Below are 23,081 nucleotides of genomic sequence, written 5' to 3'. Positions count from 1 at the left end.
GTCAATTGCGGATGGCTGATACCGTAGTCAACGGGCTTTCTTCAACCGCTGGCCGGATGTTCAAGAGCGGCGCGATGCGACGCACGATTTCGGCGGCCACCGGAACCGAGGTCCACCCCGCCGTGCGGCGCGGCTCGGGGCCTGTGGTGTCCACTGGCTCGTCCAGCGTCACCAGCACCACATATTTGGGGTTCGATGCCGGAAAAACCGACGCGAAGGTGTTGATCACCTTGTCCTTATAATAGCCACCCGTGCGCTTTGGCTTGTCGGCGGTGCCGGTCTTTCCCGCCACTTCATAGCCTTCCACATCGGCCAAGGACGCCGTGCCGTGTTCAACTACGGTCCGCAGCATCTTGACCGATTCCTTCGCAACATCTTCCCGCATCACCCTCGGGCCATGCGTCACATCCGTCTGCTTCAGCAAAGTCGGCGCAACCTTCTCGCCGCCATTGGCAATCGTCGCGTAGGCCGCCGCAAGGTGCAGCGGGCTGGCCGACATGCCGTGCCCATAAGAGGTGGTGATGGTGACGATATCCGCCCATTTCTTCGGAAGAAGCGGGCGACCGGTCCGGGCCTCGACCAGTTCCACCGGGGTCACGTCAAAAAAGCCCAGCGATTTCAGAAAGGCCTGCTGCCGCAAGCCGCCAATCATCAACGCGATATGGGCGGTGCCGACGTTTGACGATTTCGCAATGACATCGGTCACCGTCAGCAAGGGGCCGTAGTTCTTGTTCTGGAATTCCTTGATCTTGTGCTTGCCCCAGATCATCGGCGCATTGGCATCCACCATCGTATTCGGGCCAACAAGCCCCAATTCCATCCCCTGCGCGGCGGCAAAGATCTTGAAGGTCGAGCCCAGTTCGTAAACACCCTGCACCGCGCGGTTGAACAGCGGGCTGTCGCCGGGTTCGGCATCTTTTGGCAAAACCGGATTCGGCCGGTCATTCGGGTCGAAATCCGGCAGCGAGGCCAAGGCGACGATTTCGCCCGTGTCGACATCCATGACGATGGCCGCGGCCCCCTTGGCGTTCATCATGTTCATGCCGGCATCCAGCACTTCTTCGACAGTCGCCTGAATGGTCAGGTCGATCGAAAGCTCCAAGGGCTTGCCAGCCTGCGCCGGATCACGCAGCCGTTCGTCCAGCGCCTTTTCGATCCCGGCCGTGCCGATCACTTCGGCGGAATGCACACCTTCGGCCCCGAAAGAGGCCCCGCCCAAGATATGCGCGGCCAAAGCACCGTTCGGATAAAGCCGCATTTCGCGCGGCCCGAACAACAGTCCGGGATCGCCGATGTCATGCACTGCCTGCATCTGCTCGGGGCTTAGCGTGCGGCGCAGCCACATGAAGCGGCGACCGTCGGTAAAACGGCGCTGCAAATCAGCAGCATCCATTTCTGGAAAAATCTTGACCAGTTCCTGCGCCACGCGGTCCGGGTCGATCATGTCGCGCGGATGGGCATAAAGCGCATGGGTCAGCATATTGGTCGCCAGAATGCGGCCATTGCGGTCGGTAATATCCGCCCGCTGCGCGATGATCTCGGCCCCCGGTGCACTGGCACGGGGTTCTTCCGCCTCGGTCGCCGAAAGCAGCCCCATGCGGGCACCGATCACCGTAAACAGCGAAAAGAACATCAGCCCCAAAAGCAAAAGCCGCGCCTCGGCACGGGCACGGGATTTGTCGCGCATCTGCTCATGACGAAGCCGCAGGTTCTCGCGCTCGATCGTGTCGGGGTTTTCCCCTTTGGCGCGGGCCTGAAGAATGCGGGCAAGGGGGCGAAGCGGGGTGCGGATCATGGCTGGCTGGCCTCGGCATTCTGTTCCCCGATGACAGAAACGGGGTTTTCAATATCGGCGAGCGGAAGCTCCATCGCCGGATAGGTGACAGTGGCGATTTCCCCGAATTGGCCCGGCTCCAGCGGCAACAGGCCCAGACGGTCAAAATTCAGGCCCGACAATTCGCGCAGACGGTCGGGGCGGTTAAGATAGGCCCATTCGGCGCGTTGCAGGGCCAGCGCCTCACGCAGGCCCGCGATTTCGGCCTGAAGCCCGTTCAACTCGCGCAGCGCATCGCGGGTCTGATAATGTTCACGGTAAGCCCAGAAGCCAAGGGCAAGAACGGCAATGAAGGACAGGACATAGATCGCGGGGCGCATCAGCGGCGTCCTTTCTTGCGGGGTGGTTCAGGCAGGCCCAGATCGGCAGGGGCGATGGCCTTGGCAGGCACCGCGGTGCGGCGGCCAATCCGCAACTTGGCGGACCGGGCGCGGGGATTTTCTTCCAGTTCCTGATCATCGGGGCCCACGGCCTTGCGGGTCACCATCTCGAACCGGGCCGAAACATCGGCTGTCGCAGGCGCATAGCGGTTGGCGTTCGATTCTTGCCCGGCAGCGATCTGGAAGAATCGCTTCACGATCCGGTCTTCAAGGCTGTGAAAGCTGACCACGGCCAAAAGCCCACCGGGTTTAAGCGCCCGTTCAGCAGCGGCAAGGCCGTCGGCCAATTGCTGAAATTCGGTGTTCACCGCAATGCGGATGGCCTGAAAGCTGCGGGTCGCCGGATGGCTTTGCCCCGGTTTCGGGCGCGGCAGGCAGCGGGCAATGACCTCGGCCAGTTGCAGGGTGCGGGTAAACGGCTCACGGGTGCGGGCCTCGACAATCGCACGGGCAATCCGGCGCGAAGCACGTTCTTCGCCGTAATGATAAAGAATGTCGGCCAGATGGCTTTCTTCGGCAGTGTTCACCAGATCGGCGGCACTGTCGCCCTCTTGGCTCATCCGCATGTCCAGCGGGCCGTCTTTCTGAAAGGAAAATCCGCGTTCGGCCAGATCAAGCTGCATGGACGACACGCCCAGATCCAGCACAACCCCATCCAGCGGGGTGTCGGAATACTGATCAAGCTCGGAAAACGTGCCATGCACCAGCCGCAAACGGTCGCCGAAATCGCCGATCCACCCCTGCGCCATGTCAATCGCCAGCGGATCACGGTCGACGCCGATCACCCGATCAGCACCCGCCGCCAAAAGCCCGCGCGTATAGCCGCCCGCACCAAAGGTGCCATCCAGCCATGTGCCGGAAATCGGGGCGCAAACGTCAAGGATCGGGCGCAAGAGCACCGGAATGTGAGGCGCGCGACCGGTATTCTGATCGCTGGTCCCGGTCATCTTCAGACCCCCGGGACAGCCTGGCCCAACAGCGCCAGCGGATCAGTGTCGTCATCATCCTCGTCGTCGATCGCGTCAAGGAAGAGCTCTTCGTAAACATCGCGGCGCCACAGCGTGAAACGGTTTGTGGCCCCGGCGAGGGCCGAGTCGATCCCGTCTTTCAGCATCTCGGGCGTGATGCCCAGCTTTTCGCGCACCTTGGGCGGCAGCACGATCCGGCCGTCATCATCCACTTCGGTCGTCGCAGAAAGGGTAATCAGGTCGCGTTCCGCCTTCAGACGGGCCTTCGACCCCGGCGGAAGCTGCGCCACCTGTGCGGCCAATTGCTCGGCCTCGGCAAAGCTGTAGCATTCGCAAAAGGCGCGGTGCTTGCCACCATAGACAATCACCATACGGGTGCGGGGGCTTTCGGGCGTGCGGGTATCGCCGGCATCCAGAACGCGGCGAAAGGCCGCCGGGATCAGAACCCGGGCCTTTGAATCTACCTTTTGGTAGTATTCGCCTCTGAACGCCTCAGCCATTTTCCCAGAGCTTGCGCCCGTTCCTTCCATGTCCCTGCCCCGATTTTCGGGGCGTTAAATGCGTACGGCGGACCGAGCTGCTGCCACTGCTCGATCCGCCGCCTGTCCCATCGCTGGGCGTCCAGCTACGCGCGCCACCTGGGGGAGATGTCTGCTCGCTCGCGCGCCGGATCTCTTCAATTTCGAAAGCGGGTGCCTGTATGAAGCCTGACTGTTTCGCCTGTTCGGGGTTCTTTTGCCGCCCCTGCTTATCACTGCCCGTCTCGATGACTTATGGATGCCATGGGATTATCTGGGAAGCAACGGGAAATTTTGGGCGAAGCCGGGAAGATATGGTTCAAACAGGGTCTGCAAAACAGCATATTGTGTCGTTTCGGGCGGCTCAAAAGCAATAACTAGGCCGTGATCGCCATGTGATCGCTATATCTAGTGGCATCAGAATTTTCCCAGGCCATCCCGGAAATCTGAAAGTTTTTTCATGAAGAACTGCTGGCAACCCACTGATCTGCCCAGAATTCGCCCCAGAATCGAAAAAGCCGGGCGATTTCACCCGACTTTCCCAGAAAATCCCGTTTCAGTGATTCGTCGTGAGGCGTTTTCCCGGACGATCCCAGCCCGTCCCCGCCCGCTTGACGCGGCTCAGGCCATCCCGCCCGCAATCAGGCGGTGCGCCAACCGGGCATAGGCCTCGGCCTCGGGCGCGTCGGTCGCGGCAATCGGAGTGCCGCCGTCCCCCGCCTGACGAACAGAAAGCGCCAAGGGCAATTCGCCAAGGAAAGGCAGGTCCAGCTTCTCGGCCTCGGCCCGCACACCGCCATGACCAAAGATATCGGTCTCTTTTCCGCAATGCGGGCAGCAGAAGGTCGACATATTCTCGATCAACCCCAAAACCGGGGTGTTCAGCTTGCGAAACATGTCCAACGCCTTGCGCGCATCCAACAGCGCCACGTCCTGCGGCGTCGACACGATGATCGCGCCGGTCAGCTGCGTCCGCTGGCACAAGGTCAATTGGATATCGCCCGTTCCCGGCGGCAAGTCGATGATCAGCACATCCAACTTGCCCCAAGCCACTTGCGTCAAAAGCTGCTGCAACGCTCCCATGATCATCGGCCCGCGCCAGATCACCGCCTCATCGTCCTTTAACATAAGGCCCAGCGACATCATGGTGACGCCATGCGCGGTCAGGGGTTCAATGATTTTGCCATCAGGGCTTGCGGGGCGCTTTGACACGCCCATCATCCGCGGCTGCGACGGCCCATAGATATCTGCATCCAGCAAACCAACCCTGCGGCCTTGGCGCGCCAAGGCTACTGCAAGGTTTGACGACACTGTGGATTTCCCGACGCCCCCCTTGCCCGATCCCACTGCTATAATACGGTCCACACCGACAAGCCTCTGTGGCCCGCCCTGTTGCGGCGTGGGATGCTGGCCAATCTTCAGGCTGGGCGCGGCCGGTTTTGCCGCCGGGCCATGCGCCGTCATGACAATCTGAACCGCCGCGACACCCGGCAAAGCCTTCAGCACTGCCTCGGCTTGCGCCTGTAGCGGCGCAAAGGCGCGCGCCTCTTCCGGGGTTGCCGCTTCGATCACGAAGCGAATCGAAGACCCATCTACGGTCAGCGCACGAATCAAATCGCGCGAGACAAGGTCGCCCCCACCGGGAACCAGCACCCGCCCCAGACAAGCCAAAACGTCATCGCGTGAAACAGCCATGTCACCCTCTGCCAAATGAAGCGGCACCAAAGTCGTAGTGTTTTGCAGAAAGCTCAAGCCCAGGTTGACCAAATGCTCAAAAATTCACGGAAGGTGCTGTTTTTCATAACGATTTCGTGACATTTAGCCATGCACTTGCTGCATGGCAGCATTGCGGACCAAAGGTATTGTGCACATGCAGCATTTGACCCATGTTATCCCTAACAGCGAGGCCGAAGTGCCCGCACAGAACTAGATGAGGCTATAAAATGGCATATGTGAACACCTCCCGCACCGCTTCGTTCGGTCTCGTGGATCGCGCCGTTCTGGTGCTGAAGTCGGCTCGTGAAGCGCTGGAGCGCCGCCGGGTCTACCGCCAGACGCTGACCGAGCTTCGGTCCCTGTCGAACCGCGATCTCGCGGATCTGGGGATCCACCGCTCGATGATCACCCGCGTGGCTTTGGAAGCCGCCTACGGTAAGTAAGTTTTTTGCCGGACCCCCTCCTCCTCCCTCGGGGTCCCAAGCAAAAGCGTCGGCATCGTCTCCTCCCTGATGCCGACGCTCTTTAAATCGGGGCAATCAGCCCCATCTTTGTCGAAAGGCCCGCTCCTCCTCCCTTGGGCCTGACGATCCGGCGGCTTCCCTTCCTCCTCCCTTGGGAAGTCGCCTCAAAATTTGGCTTCGAGCGGCTCCTCCTCCTCCCTGAGCCGATCGGACAAGCGGCGGCCCTCGTCCTCCTCCCTGAGGGTCGCCGCATCTCTCTTCGGGCCAAATGGCCCAACAGGTTCCGGTGCTGCCCCTCCTCCTCCCTGGGTGGTGCCGAGCAACGGATCGGTGGCCCTCCTCCTCCCTGGCCACGGATCCGCGACATGACAGACCGGCCCTCCTCCCTCCCTGGCCGGATCTGAACAGAAACGGCGGTGCCCCTCCTCCTCCCTGGGCGCCGCCGTTTTCGTTTTTCCTGCCCTGTTTTTGTCACCCCGGACGATGCGTCTGTCGCTTGCCCCTTGCGCTGCATTGCCACGGCGGTTTTAGTCGCCGCGGCCCCGCCAGGGCGCTTCCTGTCTGCACGGGGGGTGTACGGGGGGTGTACAAAGGGTGACATAGGCCAGAATGCGTATTTCGATGATTTCAGCCGCAATCGTTGCGGCATTGGTTGGCTATGGCTCCACCATCGCCCTCGTCCTTGCCGCGGCCTCTGCGGTTGGCGCAAGCGCCGAACAAACCGCAAGCTGGGTGCTGGCGATCTGCTTTGCCAAGGCCATCGGCTCGGCCGTCCTGTCGACCTGGAACAAGGTGCCCGTGGTACTGGCATGGTCGACGCCCGGCGCGGCGCTGATCGCGGCAACTGATGGGATTTCGATGCCAGAGGCCGTCGGCGCCTTTGTTCTGGCAGGTGCGCTGATCACCCTGACCGCAACCCTCCGCCCGCTTTCTCGCGCCATCGCCGCCATCCCCGACGGGATTGCTGCGGCAATGCTGGCGGGTGTGCTTTTTCCATTCTGCCTCAAAGGCTTGGACAGCGCCGAGGCGGCGCCGAAACTGGTCCTGCCGATGGTGATTGTCTTCCTTCTGGTGCGGCTGAAGAATCCGGCCGTCGCTGTTCTGGCCGCATTGTCCCTTGGGCTCGTCGCCAGTTTCGGCCTTGGCTTTGCCAGCTTCCCGCACTTGTCCTTTCCGGCCCCTGATCTTACCTTCATCTCTCCTGAATGGTCCCCCGGTGTCCTTCTGGGCCTTGGCCTGCCGCTTTATCTTGTAACCATGGCCAGCCAGAACCTGCCCGGATTTGCCACCATGCGCGCCCACGGATTTGAGCCCCCCGTCACCCGCGCCCTGGCCGTCTCGGGCGGAATTTCCACCCTCTCCGCCCTGTTCGGCGCCCATACCGTGAACATGGCCGCCATCACCGCCGCAATTTGCATGGGCGATGACGTGCATCCCGACCGATCGCAACGCTGGAAGGTCGGGGTGGTTTACGCAGGCGTTTGGGTCGGTTTAGGCCTGGGCAGCCCCGCGATCCTCGCTTTGCTGGCCGCCTTGCCACCCGAAGTGATGGGGGCCTTGGTCGCGCTTGCCCTCCTCGGGCCTCTGATGGGGGCGCTGACCGGAGCCTATCTGCCAGCAGAAAGCCGGTTCGCGGCAACCATGACCTTTGTAGTCACGGCCTCTGGCGTGGCGGTTTTCGGGATCGGCGCCGCATTCTGGGGCCTTGCCGCGGGCCTTGCCGTCTGGGCATTGGAGACACTGGCCAAACGCTGAGCGCCAATTTCCTTCGAAGAAAATTGCAAAATTCTTCGAAGAATTTTGCCCGTCTTCAGAACGGGATATCGTCCACTTCATCCGCTGGGGTGACAAACCGCGCGACGATGTTTTTCAGCCCGGAATGCTCAAACTCGATGGCAAGTTTGTCACCTTCTATTCCGGTGACCACGCCGTAACCGAACTTTTGGTGGAACACCCGCTCTCCCATTTCAAAGGACGAAAGCGCCTGACTGTCGATCACAAGTCCCTTCGCTTCTCGGGGTTGCGCGGTAGGGCGGGAAGATTGACGGTCTTGCAGGCGGCGCCAGCCGGGCGAGTTGTAGACATCGGCCTTGCTGACACGTTCATCCATTGCAGAGCCGAATCCGACAGAGGCAGCGGCGCCAAAGCCCCCACCATAAAGCCCCGGGGGGGTCAACACCTCGACATGGGCGCTTGGCAATTCGTCGATAAAGCGGCTGGGCATCTGGCTTTGCCACTGGCCATAGACCCGGCGATTGGACGCGAAGGAAATCGTGCAAATCTCTTCGGCGCGGGTGATGCCGACATAGGCAAGCCTGCGTTCTTCCTCGACCCCTTTCAGACCGGATTCGTCCATGCTGCGCTGGCTTGGGAAAAGGCCGTCTTCCCACCCGGGCAGGAAGACCACGGGAAATTCCAGCCCCTTGGCCGCGTGCAGGGTCATGATCGAAACTTTGTCGGTCGCCTCTTCGCTGTCATTGTCCATGATCAGGCTGACATGTTCGAGGAATCCTTGCAGATTGTCGAATTGCTCCAGTGCCTTGACCAGTTCTTTCAGGTTATCAAGCCGCCCCGGGGCTTCAGGTGTTTTGTCGTTTTGCCACATCTCGGTATAGCCGGATTCCTCAAGGATGATCTCGGCCAATTCGATGTGGTTATATTCTGGTTGAAGGGTTTCAAGGTGCCAACGGTCGATGTTTTCGACCAGCAGGCGCAGCTGACCGCCGCCCTTGCCGCCGATCACACCATTCGCCACCGCCTCACGCGCGCCTTCCAAAAGTGATACGCCAGCGGCCCGCGCAAGGCGCTGAATCTCCCCTTGCGCCTTGTCGCCCAAGCCGCGCTTGGGGGTATTCACGATCCGCTCAAAGGCCAGATCATCATCAGGGGAACAGGCCAGCCGGAAATAGGCCATGGCATCGCGTATTTCGAGCCGTTCGTAGAAACGCGGGCCACCAATGACGCGATAAGGCAAGCCAATGGTCAGAAAGCGGTCTTCAAAGGCCCGCATCTGGTGGGAGGCACGGACGAGGATGGCCTGATTGTTCAGCGCGACCGGATCTCTGCCTCGGGTGCCACGCTGCAGGGCCTCAATCTCTTCGCCGATCCAACGGGCCTCTTCCTCGCCATCCCAATGGCCAATCAAACGAACCTTTTCGCCCTGTTCGCCCGCAGTCCAGAGCGTTTTTCCCAATCTCCCCTTGTTGGCGGCGATGATGCCCGAGGCGGCGGCGAGGATATGGGCGGTCGAGCGGTAATTCTGTTCCAGCCGAACGACGGTTGCGCCGGGGAAATCCTTTTCGAATTTCAGGATGTTCCCCACTTCAGCCCCACGCCAGCCATAGATCGACTGGTCGTCATCACCCACGCAGCAAATGTTCTTGTGGGCCTGAGCCAGCAGACGCAGCCATAGATATTGGGCCACGTTGGTATCCTGATATTCGTCGACAAGGATATAGCGGAACCAACGCTGATATTGGCCCAGAACATCAGGATGGTTCTGAAAGATGGTGACGCAGTGCAAAAGCAGGTCGCCGAAATCGGTGGCGTTCAGGGTTCTAAGGCGGTCCTGATACTGCTCATAAAGCTCGGTCCCCATGTTGTTGAAACCTGACGCCTCGCCCGAAGGAACACGCGCAGGGGTCAACGCCCGGTTTTTCCAGCCGTCGATCATCCCGGCCAGCATCCGGGCGGGCCAACGCTTTTCGTCGATATTGGCAGCCTGAATCAGTTGCTTCAGCAAGCGGATCTGGTCGTCTGTATCCAGAATGGTGAAATTCGGCTTCAACCCTACCAGTTCTGCGTGCCGACGCAGGATTTTCACGGATAGCGAGTGGAAGGTGCCCATCCATGGCATGCCTTCAGCCACATGCCCCAGCATGCGCCCCACACGGTCTTTCATTTCGCGCGCGGCCTTATTGGTAAAGGTCACGGCCAGAATTTCGTTCGGACGGGCTTTGTGCGTGTTCAAAAGATGCACGATGCGGCTGGTCAAAGCCTTGGTCTTGCCCGTGCCAGCCCCTGCCAGCATCAGAACCGGGCCATCCAGCGCCTCGACCGCCGCGCGCTGTGCGGGGTTCAGGTCATCAAGATAGGGCGCGGGCCGCGCGGCCATTGCGCGTTGCGACAGCGGCACTGCCGCGGCTTCGAAAGCGTCGTGTTCATCCCAATCGTTCATGGTGTCAATCTAGCGCCATGACTGCGGAAGGAAAAGCACTGTTCTTGAAATGTTCAATCTTCGGCTGATGGAGAGTTCCGTGCCGGATATTGCTGGCGCATTCCTTCGGAATAGCGGGCGAAGAGGCGCGAGAAGGTTTGAATGTCTTCCTCGGACCAATCGGCAAAAAGCCGGATCGTGCGTTTCCATTTGGCCTCAAGAAAGGCCGCGATGAGTGTCTCGGCCTTTTCGGTCGGCACCAAAATTGACTTGCGGCCGTCTTCCTGACTGGCCGCGCGTGTCACAAGCCCCCGGTCCACAAGATCGGCGGCGATGCGGCTGGCGCGAGAGGGATCGATGAAAAGCTCTTCTGCTAAGAGGCCAACCGTCGGCTCTTGGGGGGCCGGACGGCCAAATCCGCCACGAATGCGCAAGATTGCGGACAGCGCGTGAAACTGGGAGGCCTCAAGCCCCGCATCGAGTTCCTCAAGCAACGCTTGTGGCACCTCGCCCTTCATGATGCGGCGCATGAAATTGAAGTTCTCGATATCAAGATCAATCAGCGCCTGCACGGCTGGAGACGAATAGCCAGCGGCTTTCAGGTGAGGCTCGACCTTGTCTTTATAGCTTTTCGGCACGCTCTTCCCCTTCCACATGCCCCTTCCGCTTGCCGCACAAGAATGCACATGTCAAGTGCATGCTATTGGCAGCAATGTGCGCTTGACACATAAATTACCACGTTCTACCTGTGAAGAGCGTACAGGAGATTTTGATGACACATAGGGCTTCGGACGCGCCCCCACACACGGATGAACATTCGTCGGTCGGCGTCGTTATTGCTTCGGTTGCTGTTCTTTTGCTGCTTGCCTCACTTGACCAGACCATCGTTTCGACGGCTTTGCCTACGATCGTCGCCGATCTGGGTGGGCTAGAGCATCTGAGTTGGGTCGTTACGGCCTATATTCTGGCCTCGACCGTTGTCGCACCGCTTTATGGCAAATTGGGCGATCTTTACGGTCGACGGGTTATGGTTTTCGTCTCTGTGTCGGTCTTTCTGATCGGGTCGATGCTGTGCGGGGCGGCGACCTCGATGGAGTTTCTGATCTTTGCACGAGCCTTGCAGGGGCTTGGCGGCGGCGGATTGTTTGTGCTGGCTCTGTCAATCATTGCTGATGTCATCCCGCCCAAGGACAGAGGGAAAATTCAGGGCGTCTTTGCAGGCGTTTTTGGCATTTCGTCGGTTGTTGGCCCGCTGATTGGCGGATGGTTTGTCGAAGTGGCAAGCTGGCATTGGATCTTCTATGTCAACCTTCCCTTTGGTCTTGCCGCCCTTGTCGGCTTTTTCTTTGCGTTCAAGGCGCAGACCAAGACCGTCGCGCACAAGATCGACTACCTAGGTGCAGGATTGTTGACTCTGGCACTTGGCGGGTTGGTTCTGGTGACTTCGTTGGGCGGGAGAACGCTGGGCTGGGACGATCCACGCCTCCTTGTGGTCGTCGGAATTGCAGCAATTGCCTTTGCTGCTTTCTTCTTTGCCGAGACCCGTGCGAGCGAACCTGTGCTTCCCCTCTCCCTGTTCAGAGGGAATGTGTTTTCCGTGACCTCGGCCATTGGCTTTGTCTCGGGCGCGATCATGTTTGGCTCTTTGACCTTTATCCCTGTCTATCTGCAAATCGCAAAAGGTGCCTCGCCCACCGAATCTGGCTGGCAATTGATCCCTATGACGATTGGTATTTTGACGGCTTCTACCTTGTCGGGGCGCTATATGGGCCGCACCGGACGCTACAAGATTTTGCCGATGATCGGGCTGAGCGTGGCAAGTGGCGGACTGTTTCTTTTGACCCAACTTTCATCCGATACACCCGCGCCAATGCTCTGGGCGGCCTTGGTGCTTGTGGGCGGTGGTCTGGGAACGGTCTTTCCCGTCGTCACGACAGCCGTTCAGAACACTGTCCCGCGTGAGCAATTGGGGACGGCAACCGCTGCTGGCTTGATGTTCCGTCAGGTTGGTGGGTCGATCGCCGTGGCGCTCTTTGGCGCAATCTTCGCGGCACGGATGGCAACAGAGGTTGGCGGGCAGATCGAGGGTGTGGCGGATGTGGCCGAACTTGGTCCGCAACGGCTTGCCAACCTGCCGGAGACCACGCGAGAACTGATCTCGGTCGCAGTCAGCGCGGCCCTGCATCCGATCTATTGGATTGCTTTTGCTCTGGCGGTCGTCGGCGTCGCCCTGACCTTTCTCTTGCGCGAAGTCCCACTGACCTCGCGCATGGTGCCAAGGGGCGAATAAAGATCGAAATTGGGGCGCCCGGACATATTGGGCACCCCAACTGATTCTGGAAACTTTTGATCAAAAATCAAAATGTTAGCGCAAAATCCATGATTTTGCCGCGCTCGACGACTTTGCAATTGCAAAGTCGGACTGAATATTTCGCAAAATTTGCAGATCACCTCTTTGTTACACTTGCGCCGCACCGCAGCGCGCCTAGAGTGCGCGATCAAATGACATCCCTCACTAAAGGAGTGACCGATGCCCGATTTCCGCAAAATCCTTGTCGCCAACCGTGGCGAAATCGCGATCCGTGTGATGCGCGCCGCCAACGAGATGGGCAAGAAGACTGTCGCGGTCTATGCGGAAGAGGACAAGCTGAGTCTGCACCGCTTCAAGGCCGATGAGGCTTATCGGATCGGTGAAGGCCTGTCGCCGGTTGGCGCCTATCTTTCGATCCCCGAGATTATTCGGGTGGCAAAGATGTCGGGCGCCGATGCCATTCATCCGGGCTATGGTCTGCTTTCGGAAAATCCGGACTTCGTTGAGGCCTGCGAGCAAGCTGGCATCACTTTCATCGGGCCGAAGGCCGAAACCATGCGGGCCCTTGGCGACAAGGCAAGCGCACGTCGCGTGGCGATTGACGCTGGCGTTCCGGTCATTCCGGCGACGGAAGTGCTGGGCGACGATATGGCAGCCATCAAGAAAGAGGCCGCGACAATCGGCTATCCGCTGATGCTGAAGGCCTCGTGGGGCGGTGGTGGCCGAGGGATGCGCCCGATCCTGTCCGAGGCGGAAGTTGAAGCCAAAGTGCGCGAAGGTCGCCGTGAGGCCGAGGCCGCCTTTGGCAATGGCGAAGGCTATCTGGAAAAGATGATCCAGCGCGCCCGTCACGTTGAGGTGCAGATCCTTGGCGACAAACATGGCCAGATTTACCACCTGTGGGAGCGCGATTGTACGGTACAGCGCCGCAACCAAAAGGTCGTGGAACGCGCCCCTGCCCCCTATCTGACCGAGGAACAGCGGGCCGAGGTCTGCGAAATGGGACGCAAAATCTGCGCCCATGTGAATTACGAATGTGCGGGCACCGTCGAATTCCTGATGGATATGGACGAGGGCAAATTCTACTTCATCGAAGTGAACCCGCGCGTGCAGGTCGAACACACCGTCACCGAAGAGGTGACCGGCATCGACATCGTTCAGGCCCAGATCCTGATCGCCGAGGGCAAGACCCTTGCTGAAGCCACCGGCGTCGGCAGCCAAGCGGATGTCAAGCTGAATGGCCACGCGCTGCAATGCCGGGTGACGACTGAAGACCCGCTGAACAACTTTATCCCAGACTATGGCCGTTTGACCGCTTATCGCAGCGCGACCGGCAACGGCATTCGTCTGGACGGCGGCACGGCCTATGCCGGCGGCGTCATCACGCGCTACTACGACTCGCTTCTGGTGAAGGTCACAGCCCATGCCCAGACCCCGGAAAAGGCCATCAGCCGGATGGACCGCGCATTGCGCGAATTCCGTATTCGCGGTGTCGCGACAAATATCGAATTTGTCATCAACCTGCTGAAGCACCCAACCTTCCTAGACTACAGCTACACGACGAAATTCATCGACACGACACCGGACCTGTTCAACTTCCGCAAGCGCCGGGACCGGGCGACGAAGATTCTGACCTATATTGCCGACATCACAGTGAACGGGCACCCCGAGACGGCGGGCCGCCCCCTGCCCCCAGCCGAGGCGAAGCCGCCAAAAGCCCCGAAGTCACGCGCCGAACCGGCTATGGGCACCCGCAACTTGCTGGAACAAAAGGGCCCTCAGGCGGTTGCTGACTGGATGAAGGCGCAGACTAAGGTTCTGATCACCGACACCACAATGCGCGATGGCCACCAGTCTTTGCTGGCCACGCGGATGCGGTCTATCGACATGATCAAGGTCGCCCCTGCCTATGCCGCCAACCTGCCGCAGCTTTTCAGCGTGGAATGCTGGGGGGGCGCGACTTTTGATGTGGCCTATCGCTTCTTGCAGGAATGTCCTTGGCAGCGTCTGCGCGACCTGCGCGCCGCAATGCCGAACCTGATGACGCAAATGCTGCTGCGCGCTTCGAACGGTGTAGGCTATACGAACTATCCCGACAATGTGGTGCAGGCCTTTGTCAAACAAGCTGCGACCACTGGCGTTGATGTTTTCCGCGTTTTCGACTCGCTCAACTGGGTGGAAAACATGCGCGTCGCGATGGATGCCGTGCTGGAGGCGAACAAGGTTTGTGAAGGCACGATCTGCTATACTGGCGATCTTCTGGACCCAAGCCGCGCAAAGTATGATCTGAAATACTATGTGGACCGCGCCAAGGAGTTGAAAGCCGCAGGGGCGCATGTGCTAGGCCTGAAGGATATGGCGGGTCTGTTGAAGCCAGCCTCGGCCCGCATTCTGGTTAAAACCCTGAAGCAGGAAATTGGCCTGCCAATCCACTTCCACACCCATGACACCAGCGGCGCAGCCGCAGCCACCATTCTGGCGGCCTGCGATGCCGGTGTTGATGCGGTGGATGCGGCGATGGATGCGTTTTCGGGCGGCACCTCGCAGCCCTGCCTTGGGTCTATCGTCGAGGCGCTGCGCCATACTGAGCGTGACACCGGGCTGGATATGGGCGCGATCCGCGAAATCTCAAACTATTGGGAAGGTGTCCGCAAGCAATATGCCGCCTTTGAAAGCGGCCTGCCTGCCCCGGCCTCGGAAGTCTATCTGCATGAAATGCCCGGTGGCCAGTTCACCAACCTCAAGGCGCAGGCCCGGTCTCTTGGCTTGGAAGAGCGTTGGCACGAGGTGGCGCAGGCCTATGCCGATGCGAACCAGATGTTTGGTGATATCGTCAAGGTAACGCCGTCATCAAAAGTTGTCGGCGACATGGCCCTGATGATGGTGGCCCAAGGGCTGAGTAGATCTCAGGTTGAAGATCCGTCTATGGACGTGGCCTTCCCGGACTCTGTTGTAGACATGATGAAGGGCAATCTGGGCCAACCCCACGGCGGCTGGCCGAAGGGCATTCTGACGAAGGTTCTGAAGGGCGAAAAGCCGTTGACAGAGCGCCCGGGAAAGACCCTGCCAGCTGTCGATCTGGAAGATGTTCGGGCAAAACTGTCAAAGGAGCTCAGCGGCTTTGCGGTCGATGATGAAGACCTGAATGGCTATCTGATGTATCCCAAGGTTTTCTTGGATTACATGGGGCGTCACCGGACCTATGGACCAGTTCGCACTTTGCCGACAAAGGCATTCTTCTACGGAATGGAGCCGGGCGAAGAACTTACAGCCGAAATCGACCCTGGCAAGACCCTGGAAATTCGCTTGCAGGCGGTTGGCGAAACGACCGAAGACGGCGACGTGAAGGTGTTCTTTGAACTGAATGGTCAACCGCGCGTGATTCGTGTTCCGAACCGTGCCATCAAGGCAAAGACCGCTGCCAAACCGAAAGCCCAAGAAGGCAACAATGCACATGTCGGCGCGCCTATGCCGGGCTCGATTGCCTCGGTTGCGGTTTCGGTCGGGCAAAAAGTGCGTGCAGGCGATCTTCTGGTGACTATCGAAGCCATGAAAATGGAAACCGGCCTGCACGCAGACCGCGAAGCGACCGTAAAAGCCCTGCACGTTCACGCCGGAAGCCAGATCGAAGCCAAGGATCTGCTGGTCGAACTGGAATGAAATGAATGGCCGAGTGGCAAAGGAGAATTTCCTTGCCACTCGCCTGCCCAGCTCGGCCACGCCGGAAGCGGGCATCGACGCCAAGGCACCACAAATACCGATTTGTTCTGATCACGCGTCGCGTCAAAGGCGAGCGTTGCCTTAGACTGGTGGCATTTTCCAGACCTGAGTCCTTAGTTGATGACCATATCGGGCATTGAAGATGAACGCTCAGGGGTGGATGAGTGAGGCGCAATCCGGCTTGTCTCGCAATCGCCCCACCCTTGATTGTGCTACATTATGGGAAACACCTTGTGTTTTCGATTGCACGGATAATGGCGAGACCGTTTAGCTGCCAGCAGCGATGCAACTGGGACTGCCCACGTTCATTCAAGGATTTGAACGCGGCTGCCCGTCGGACAAAGAATGTCCCAATGCATTTTGGGCGAACAACACCCGAGATCGAGCGCGGACGACGGCATTCGAAGTTAACGCAGATCTACCGCAAGCAGCCTGCCAAACGGTAATTTGGATCATGATCTATGGGTCAAGAAACCCCAGCGGCAACGAGCGGGAAAGACCTGAAGATTATGGAGGACATCCTTCATCATCCGAGGCCAAGTTGGGAGCCGGAGCATGAACGCATATCGGATCTGATTGAATGTTTCTGGCATGAGTTGGGAGATATCCGGTAATTGAACAGGGCTGCCGCAGATGCGACAGCCCCTTTTCCACTGAAGCGGAAAACAATCAGGCCGGGATGTTGCCGGCGTCCTGAGCGGCCTTCAGCTCGTCTGCCGAAAGAGCGCCGTTTGCGTCGACGTCTGCAGCTTTGAAGACTTCTTCGGTCAGTTCCGGGAAAGCCACCAGAAGCTCTTCCATCGAGAACTCACCATTGCCATCAGCATCTGCAACAACTGTTTCGGCATGCGCCTGAGCCACAGCAAATGCGGAGATGGCGCTGAGGGTCAGAAGGAACTTTTTCATTTTGTCTTAACTCCAAGACAGGTGTTACGGCCATTACGGCCGCGGTAGAAGCAAGTCTGCTTCGCCGCCTTAAATACTGAATTAAAATTAATAATCCAGAGGTTGGCGCAGTTGTTGCCCGCAACATCACAGTGGTTTGAAGGGCCTATCGGAGCTTATTGACGCCCACCTACCGCTGTGGTTTCGAGGTCTGTTTTCTTCGAACTCGGCGCTGATTCCGCAGCGCAGCAAGGCAAAGAAAAAGTCTCCCTCTAGTGTCATTTTCCCCTTGCAGCCGCCCGCGCCTTCCCCTAAATCACCGCTCACCGAAACGGTGCGGGCGTAGCTCAGGGGTAGAGCATAACCTTGCCAAGGTTAGGGTCGTGAGTTCGAATCTCATCGCCCGCTCCAATTCGGATGAAAAAGGCGCCTTACGGCGTCTTTTTTCGTTTCAGGCCACGCGAAGACGGTTTCGCAAGATTACCTCAACCGCAAGGAGGTTGAGCATCCAAGATAGCCACGCCGTGACATTGTAGGTTTCTGCGACGGTCCACCCCATAGCCATCAATGGCGCCATGATCAGGCGCAGGGTGACTGCGGCAAAGGTCATGGCAATCGAGCGGATCATCCACCTCTGGTGCGCAGCGTAGTCGCCGCGACGAATGGCCATAAGGCCGAGCGCGGTGAAGCCAATCCACAAACAGGCCAGCACCGCGAATCCCAGCCGAGCAAAGGGTGACGCGATTGATCCCGGAATGATCGACATAGATGCAACCGACGCCACAAGAACACAGAAAGCGTAAATACGCCCGGAAATCCGATGAAGCGACGGCCGCCGAAGGCGAATTCGATCAGAAAGCTGGATTGGGACCAAAGCGAGCACTAACGGGCCGAAAAGAACATGTCCCCAGACAGCAAGCGGGATGCGTTTCGCATAGTCCGCCATGTCTGGCATCACCCGTTCCATTGGAAGAACGAAGGCGCGCAAAGAGCTAACCGCAATCAACAAGGAAAGAATGGCGACGCCCCAATAGGTCGTTCGGGTACTGATCATGTCGGAAATCCCTTGACAGTGTAAAGCTGAAAAACTTGAGCCATATTGACTTGACAGTGTCAAGTTGTTTTGCAACTTGCAGTCTATGATCCAAATTCAAGATAGCTCCCCCGCCCCGACGTCGCTGCGAGACCGCCTGATCGAAGCGGGGATGACCTTGTTGGAACGCGACGGAGTGGCAGGCATGACGCTGCGCAAAACGGCTTCGCTTGCAGGTGTAAGCCACGCAGCCCCGGCGCATCATTTCGATGGTTTGCCCGGATTGATGACGGCGATTGCGACGAAAGCCTTTCAGCGCTTTTGTGTCTCGATGGAGGCGCGGATGGCAGAGGCGCCCACAGATCGCGTGTCTCAACTTCACGCCATCTGCGCAGGCTATCTTGATTTTGCAGCAGAACATGCAGGCCTGTTCCACGCCATGTTCCAAAACGACCAAGTCTCAAGATCGGATGAAGAGTTACAGAAAGCCAGCAAACGCGCCTACGACTTGTTACGGCAGGCCTGCGCGCCGTTCTCGACCACCCGAGATCAACTGTTTGAAACCACGGTCTGGTCACTGGTGCATGGTTACGCCCAATTGGGCTTTCAGAGGCAGGTAGGCCAGCAACGTGGGCAATTGTTGGTTCCAGCTTTTTCGGACTGTCTGGACAAATTGATTGCAGAAAAATGCAAAGCCCCCGTTGCGCCCGACGGTGTCCCAGATTAAGAGACAGCTACGGAGTGCGGGCGTAGCTCAGGGGTAGAGCATAACCTTGCCAAGGTTAGGGTCGTGAGTTCGAATCTCATCGCCCGCTCCAAGAAACAAGGCGCCATTTGGCGCCTTTTTTCTTTTCCGAAACCTTATGCAGAATTCTGCATCGCCGACCAGAACCTTACTGGCAATTTCCATAATCGCAGATATGCCGGCCAAAATGCAAAACAGCCGCTTGCGCGGCCGTTTGTTGCGTCGGTCACCATGGTGAAATGGTGGGTGACCCTGGAATCGAACCAGGCGTGGGTCGCCCCGGCGGAGTTACAGTCCGCTGCCGCACCTTGCAGCTCGTCACCCGACGGGGTGCGGAATAAGACAGGCAGCGGGGGGCGTCAAGGGCCGATTGCGCCGAGCTGGAAAAAGGTTTAGCCCCCTAACTCGGTTGCGCCTTTCCCCTGCCCGCTGCAGTGTCGCCCTTAGTCAAAAAGGAACTCACGAATGAAACCTGGCACCAAGAAACCGACATGGGTCGTGGACAAGGAACGGGCCAAGCGGGCAGAGGCAAAAGAGACCGTTTGGCTTTTTGGCTTGCATGCGGTTCGCGACGCCCTGATGAACCCTGCACGTGAAAAAATCCGGTTGGTCCTGACGAAGAATGCCTATGACAAGCTGGAAGAAGCGGTCACTGCCAGCGGAATGGAGCCGGAAATGGCAGACCCGCGGAAATTCAGCGTGCCCATTGATGAGGGCAGCGTCCATCAGGGCGCGGCATTGGAAGTGAAGCCGCTGAACTGGGGATCTCTTGCCGATGTGGCGATTTCGGGCAAGGGTGCGCCGTTGGTGGTGCTGATGGATCGGGTGACGGATCCCCACAATGTTGGCGCTGTTCTGCGGAGCGCCGAGGTTTTCGGTGCGCGCGCCGTAATCGCCCCTCGCCACCATTCGGCCCCAGAGACAGGGGCGCTGGCCAAGACCGCAAGCGGCGCTCTGGAGCGCCAACCCTATCTTAGGGTCACCAACCTTGCAGATGCGATGCAGGAACTTCGTGAGATGGGCTTTTATCTTATCGGGCTGGATGGCGAAGCGGAAACCACGCTGGAAGCAGCCGTTGCAGGCGCAGGCACGCGGCCAATCGGCTTGGTCATGGGGGCCGAGGGGCCGGGTTTGCGCGAAAAAACCCGCGAGACTTGCGATTTGCTGGCTCGCATTCCCTTTGCCGGCGCTTTCGGCAGCCTGAACGTCTCAAATGCGGCGGCGGTCTCACTTTATGCAGCCAGCCGCAGGGGCTGATCACGAAACTGCGACGGCGTCTTTAATATGCGATTCGGGTTCCTAAATCAGAGTGCAGGGGAAGCGAGACCGGAACTCTCGCCTCTCGTTTCACTGTCCCTCGTTCCGCGACTGGGCGCCCGGATTATTCCAGGGCGCCTTTTTCTTTGATCCTTTCCCGCAGGAGCCGAAATGAGCGAAAATGAACGCATTGCCCGCATCCTGACTGAAGTTCGAGTAATCGCCCTTGTTGGCTGGTCGCCCAAGCCGGATCGGCCAAGTCATGGGGTTGCCCGCTATTTGGCGCAGCGCGGCTATCGCGTGATTCCGGTGAACCCCGGCCAAGCCGGCCAGATCGCCTTGGGCGAAGATATCAAGGCAAGCCTTTCTGACATTGTAGGTCATGTCGATATGGTCGACATCTTCCGCCGCTCGGAAGAGGTTGGCACAGTCGTCGACGAGGCGTTGGAGCGGTTTCCAGAACTGAAATGCATCTGGATGCAATTAGGTGTGGAAGATGCGGCAGCCGCGGCACGCGCCGAGGCACGGGGGGTCGAAGTTGTGATGAACCGATGCCCAGCCATCGAAATCCCGCGTCTGGGACTGTGATCTCGCTTAGCCGCGCGACGCCTTCTCGGCGATGCCGGACGTCCCCTCACGGCGTTCAAGCTCGGCCTGAACATCGGCCAAGGTCACGTCACGCGCAGCAAGCATGACCAGCAGGTGATATATAACGTCCGCCGCCTCGGAGGTCAGCTTGGCACGGTCACCCTTGACCGCCTCAATGATCGCCTCCACCGCTTCTTCGCCAAACTTTTCAGCGCATTTTTCAGGCCCCTTCGCAAAAAGCTTCGCGGTCCAGCTGGTATCGGGATCAGCGCCTTTGCGAGAGGCTATTGTTGCAGCCAAACGTTCAAGCGCGGTGTTCATGAGAGCCTCATCGGAATGCCCGCTGCGGCCATGTGCTCTTTGGCTTCGCGGATAGTGAAATCTCCGAAATGGAAAATAGAGGCCGCGAGAACAGCCGACGCGCCGCCCTTCGTGACCCCCTCGACAAGGTGATCCAATGTCCCGACCCCGCCCGAAGCGATAACCGGAATACTGACAGCATCGGAAATGGCGCGGGTCAGGGGCAGGTTAAAGCCTGCACGCGTGCCGTCGCGGTCCATACTGGTCAAAAGGATTTCTCCCGCGCCCTTTGCAGCAACGGTGCGCGCAAATTCCACGGCGTCAATCCCCGTCGATTTCCGCCCACCATGGGTGAATATCTCCCACCGTCCCGGTTCCACCGTTTTCGCGTCAATGGCGACGACGATGCATTGGCTGCCAAATCGGTCTGCGGCCTCTGCCACGACATCGGGGTTGGCAACGGCGGCAGAATTGAAGCTGACCTTGTCGGCCCCGGCAAGAAGCAGGGCGCGGACATCTTCATGCGTGCGTACCCCGCCGCCTACGGTCAGGGGCATGAAACACTGTTCTGCCGTCCGGGTGACGAGGTCGAACATAGTTCCACGGTTTTCATGGGTGGCGTGGATGTCGAGGAAACACAACTCATCCGCCCCGGCGGCGTCATAAGCGCGCGCTGCCTCGACCGGGTCCCCGGCATCGCGCAGATCGACGAAATTGACGCCCTTGACGACGCGGCCATCGGCCACGTCAAGGCAGGGAATGATCCGGGTCTTCAGCATGGTGCTCTCCTTTGCCTCTGCCTAGCGCCTTGAACGCAGCAAAGAAAGGGGGTGCCCCGATAACGCCGCCTTCCAAGCGAACTTGCTTTCCCCCGGAAATTCCTGAACAGGTGAAATCAGCCAAGTGTCTTAATGGCAGCAGCCAAATCAATCGCCCCGTCATAAAGCGCACGTCCTGAAATCGCTCCGGCAATTACGCCTGTATCACGCAGAGCGATCAGATCTTCCATTCGGCTGACACCGCCTGAAGCGATCACCGGAATCTTCACTGCCCGTGCCAGCGCTTCGGTTGCCTCGATATTCGGGCCCTGCATTGCACCATCCCGGTCGATATCCGTGTAAATGATTGCCGCAACACCAGCGTCTTCGAACTGGCGCGCAAGGTCAGTCACCATAACATCGGTTTCCTCTGCCCAGCCCTTTGTCGCGACGCGGCCCTTTCGTGCGTCAATGCCGACTGCAACCTTTCCCGGGAAGGCGAGCGCCGCTTGGCGCACCAGACTGGGGTTTTCCACGGCCACAGTTCCAAGGATGACGCGGGAAAGGCCTTTGGACAGCCACATCTCGATGGTTTCCATGTCGCGGATACCGCCGCCCAACTGGGCAGGCACCTTGATCCGCTTCAGGATCGCTTCAACAGCCTCGGCATTCACCGGTTGCCCCGCGAAAGCCCCGTTGAGGTCAACCAGATGTACCCATTGGCAACCTGCCGCCTCGAATTTTGCGGCTTGAGCTGCCGGATCGTCACCAAAGATCGTTGCGGCCGACATCTCTCCCCTCAGCAGACGAACACAGTTTCCATCCTTCAAGTCGATGGCAGGATAGAGGATCATGAGCTTCCCTTTCCGAACAGGCGCGGTCGCGATCCTTTGGCATGGGAGGAAGGTGATGCCAAGGGCTTAAGCTAATCAAATGGACCCCACGTCACGCTTGATTGGAATGGCTTGCCCGCTGATGATCGCGGCAGCCTTGGGAGGAGAACCAAATGAACCGATTCGCTAGAGTTACGACGCTTGCGGCCGCGATGGCTTTTGTCGCCGGTGCAGCGCTGGCTGACCCAGTCTACGGGGTCTGGAAAACGAAGCCTGACGACAATGGAAATTACGGCCACATCGACGTGAAAGCCTGTGGAGCCAGAATCTGCGGTACTCTGATCAAGTCTTTTGACAGCAGCGGAAAAGATCTGAAGTCAGACAATGTCGGCAAGAAGATCATCTGGGATATGGAAAACCTTGGCGATGGGAAATACGGCAACGGTAAAGTCTGGTCGCCGGATCGCAACAAGACCTACAATTCAAAGATGCAATTGAAGGGCAACGGACTTGCCATCTCTGGCTGCGTCCTTGGCATCTGCCGTGATGGCGGCACTTGGTCGCGCGTGAAATAAGCAAAAACCGGGTCGCGCGGCGCATTGGTCCTTGGGCATA

The 23,081-nt window shown here is 58.9% G+C and carries 20 protein-coding genes and 3 tRNA genes; 10 read left to right on the top strand and 13 right to left on the bottom strand.

The annotated features are described in order from the left end of the window. Position 1 precedes the first annotated feature (1 nt). The 5 genes from ACSBLW_RS19235 to ACSBLW_RS19215 all read right to left on the bottom strand — a co-directional run bounded on the left by ACSBLW_RS19235 (position 2) and on the right by ACSBLW_RS19215 (position 5,395). A complete protein-coding gene (locus ACSBLW_RS19235; RefSeq protein ID WP_435258204.1) occupies positions 2-1,795 on the bottom strand; it encodes a peptidoglycan D,D-transpeptidase FtsI family protein in 1,794 nt (597 codons plus the stop codon). Continuing rightward, the gene (gene ftsL / locus ACSBLW_RS19230) at positions 1,792-2,154 is read right to left on the bottom strand and encodes a cell division protein FtsL (RefSeq protein WP_435258203.1); all 363 of its coding nucleotides are present in this window, start codon (positions 2,152-2,154) and stop codon (positions 1,792-1,794) included. Before ftsL ends, ACSBLW_RS19235 begins: the two co-directional genes overlap by 4 nt. Further along, positions 2,154-3,161 (bottom strand): 16S rRNA (cytosine(1402)-N(4))-methyltransferase RsmH, encoded by a 1,008-nt coding sequence (gene rsmH / locus ACSBLW_RS19225; protein WP_435258202.1) that lies wholly within the window; start codon positions 3,159-3,161, stop codon positions 2,154-2,156. The genes ftsL and rsmH overlap by 1 nt, the downstream gene beginning before the upstream one ends. 2 nt (positions 3,162-3,163) lie before the next feature. Continuing rightward, positions 3,164-3,712 (bottom strand): division/cell wall cluster transcriptional repressor MraZ, encoded by a 549-nt coding sequence (locus tag ACSBLW_RS19220; RefSeq protein WP_435258201.1) that lies wholly within the window; start codon positions 3,710-3,712, stop codon positions 3,164-3,166. A gap of 609 nt (positions 3,713-4,321) precedes the next feature. After that, complete coding sequence (locus ACSBLW_RS19215) at positions 4,322-5,395, bottom strand: Mrp/NBP35 family ATP-binding protein (protein ID WP_435258200.1); 1,074 nt, start codon at positions 5,393-5,395, stop codon at positions 4,322-4,324. 248 nt (positions 5,396-5,643) lie between these two features. Here ACSBLW_RS19215 and ACSBLW_RS19210 point away from each other — a divergent pair, with 248 nt between their 5' ends. Continuing rightward, positions 5,644-5,859 (top strand): DUF1127 domain-containing protein, encoded by a 216-nt coding sequence (locus tag ACSBLW_RS19210; protein WP_435258199.1) that lies wholly within the window; start codon positions 5,644-5,646, stop codon positions 5,857-5,859. A gap of 630 nt (positions 5,860-6,489) precedes the next feature. Beyond that, complete coding sequence (locus ACSBLW_RS19205; RefSeq protein WP_435258198.1) at positions 6,490-7,635, top strand: benzoate/H(+) symporter BenE family transporter; 1,146 nt, start codon at positions 6,490-6,492, stop codon at positions 7,633-7,635. A 55-nt stretch (positions 7,636-7,690) separates the two neighbouring features. Here the strand turns inward: ACSBLW_RS19205 and ACSBLW_RS19200 are convergent, their stop codons facing one another. Both ACSBLW_RS19200 and ACSBLW_RS19195 read right to left on the bottom strand, forming a co-directional pair. Further along, positions 7,691-10,057 (bottom strand): ATP-dependent helicase, encoded by a 2,367-nt coding sequence (locus ACSBLW_RS19200; RefSeq protein ID WP_435258197.1) that lies wholly within the window; start codon positions 10,055-10,057, stop codon positions 7,691-7,693. 53 nt (positions 10,058-10,110) lie between these two features. Then, positions 10,111-10,674, bottom strand: a complete 564-nt coding sequence (locus ACSBLW_RS19195; RefSeq protein WP_435258196.1) for a MarR family winged helix-turn-helix transcriptional regulator — start codon at positions 10,672-10,674, stop codon at positions 10,111-10,113. Between the two features lie 134 nt (positions 10,675-10,808). Here ACSBLW_RS19195 and ACSBLW_RS19190 point away from each other — a divergent pair, with 134 nt between their 5' ends. Further along, positions 10,809-12,326, top strand: coding sequence for an MDR family MFS transporter (locus tag ACSBLW_RS19190; protein ID WP_435258195.1), 1,518 nt, complete (start codon positions 10,809-10,811; stop codon positions 12,324-12,326). A 240-nt stretch (positions 12,327-12,566) separates the two neighbouring features. Then, positions 12,567-16,007, top strand: a complete 3,441-nt coding sequence (locus ACSBLW_RS19185) for a pyruvate carboxylase (RefSeq protein ID WP_435258194.1) — start codon at positions 12,567-12,569, stop codon at positions 16,005-16,007. Between the two features lie 729 nt (positions 16,008-16,736). Here the strand turns inward: ACSBLW_RS19185 and ACSBLW_RS19180 are convergent. Beyond that, a complete protein-coding gene (locus tag ACSBLW_RS19180) occupies positions 16,737-16,973 on the bottom strand; it encodes an EF-hand domain-containing protein (protein WP_435258193.1) in 237 nt (78 codons plus the stop codon). A gap of 315 nt (positions 16,974-17,288) precedes the next feature. Between ACSBLW_RS19180 and ACSBLW_RS19175 the strand changes: the two genes are divergently transcribed. Further along, positions 17,289-17,363: transfer RNA gene (locus tag ACSBLW_RS19175), tRNA-Gly, on the top strand. Between the two features lie 40 nt (positions 17,364-17,403). Here ACSBLW_RS19175 and ACSBLW_RS19170 read toward each other — a convergent pair. Next, positions 17,404-18,006: a DUF2306 domain-containing protein gene (locus tag ACSBLW_RS19170; protein ID WP_435258192.1), complete on the bottom strand. Its 603-nt coding sequence runs from the start codon at positions 18,004-18,006 to the stop codon at positions 17,404-17,406. A gap of 85 nt (positions 18,007-18,091) precedes the next feature. Between ACSBLW_RS19170 and ACSBLW_RS19165 the strand changes: the two genes are divergently transcribed. Both ACSBLW_RS19165 and ACSBLW_RS19160 read left to right on the top strand, forming a co-directional pair. Next, on the top strand, positions 18,092-18,712 hold the full coding sequence (locus tag ACSBLW_RS19165) for a TetR/AcrR family transcriptional regulator (protein WP_435258191.1): 621 nt from the start codon (positions 18,092-18,094) through the stop codon (positions 18,710-18,712). 16 nt (positions 18,713-18,728) lie between these two features. Next, positions 18,729-18,803 (top strand) — tRNA-Gly (locus ACSBLW_RS19160). A gap of 167 nt (positions 18,804-18,970) precedes the next feature. Here ACSBLW_RS19160 and ACSBLW_RS19155 read toward each other — a convergent pair. Continuing rightward, positions 18,971-19,054, bottom strand: a tRNA-Tyr gene (locus ACSBLW_RS19155). Between the two features lie 141 nt (positions 19,055-19,195). On the opposite strand from ACSBLW_RS19155, the gene rlmB reads away from it, so the two are divergent. Both rlmB and ACSBLW_RS19145 read left to right on the top strand, forming a co-directional pair. Further along, on the top strand, positions 19,196-19,987 hold the full coding sequence (gene rlmB / locus ACSBLW_RS19150) for a 23S rRNA (guanosine(2251)-2'-O)-methyltransferase RlmB (RefSeq protein ID WP_435258190.1): 792 nt from the start codon (positions 19,196-19,198) through the stop codon (positions 19,985-19,987). Between the two features lie 171 nt (positions 19,988-20,158). Then, the gene (locus ACSBLW_RS19145; RefSeq protein WP_435258189.1) at positions 20,159-20,575 is read left to right on the top strand and encodes a CoA-binding protein; all 417 of its coding nucleotides are present in this window, start codon (positions 20,159-20,161) and stop codon (positions 20,573-20,575) included. A gap of 6 nt (positions 20,576-20,581) precedes the next feature. Here the strand turns inward: ACSBLW_RS19145 and ACSBLW_RS19140 are convergent, their stop codons facing one another. From ACSBLW_RS19140 to hisA, 3 genes are all read right to left on the bottom strand, one after another. Continuing rightward, positions 20,582-20,896, bottom strand: coding sequence for a phosphoribosyl-ATP diphosphatase (locus tag ACSBLW_RS19140; RefSeq protein ID WP_435258188.1), 315 nt, complete (start codon positions 20,894-20,896; stop codon positions 20,582-20,584). After that, positions 20,893-21,654: an imidazole glycerol phosphate synthase subunit HisF gene (hisF, locus tag ACSBLW_RS19135; protein WP_435258187.1), complete on the bottom strand. Its 762-nt coding sequence runs from the start codon at positions 21,652-21,654 to the stop codon at positions 20,893-20,895. The genes ACSBLW_RS19140 and hisF overlap by 4 nt, the downstream gene beginning before the upstream one ends. Before the next feature lie 116 nt (positions 21,655-21,770). Then, positions 21,771-22,487 carry a 1-(5-phosphoribosyl)-5-[(5-phosphoribosylamino)methylideneamino]imidazole-4-carboxamide isomerase gene (gene hisA, locus ACSBLW_RS19130; protein ID WP_435258186.1) on the bottom strand — a complete coding sequence of 239 codons (717 nt, stop codon included), beginning with the start codon at positions 22,485-22,487 and terminating at the stop codon, positions 21,771-21,773. 152 nt (positions 22,488-22,639) lie between these two features. On the opposite strand from hisA, the gene ACSBLW_RS19125 reads away from it, so the two are divergent. Beyond that, positions 22,640-23,041 carry a DUF2147 domain-containing protein gene (locus ACSBLW_RS19125; protein WP_435258185.1) on the top strand — a complete coding sequence of 134 codons (402 nt, stop codon included), beginning with the start codon at positions 22,640-22,642 and terminating at the stop codon, positions 23,039-23,041. Positions 23,042-23,081: the final 40 nt, after the last annotated feature.

The organism is Thioclava sp. FR2, from assembly GCF_051200875.1.
Taxonomy (GTDB): Bacteria; Pseudomonadota; Alphaproteobacteria; order Rhodobacterales; family Rhodobacteraceae; genus Pseudotabrizicola.
Note: the sequence above shows the minus strand (reverse complement) of the source record. Positions and strands in the feature narration are given on the sequence as shown.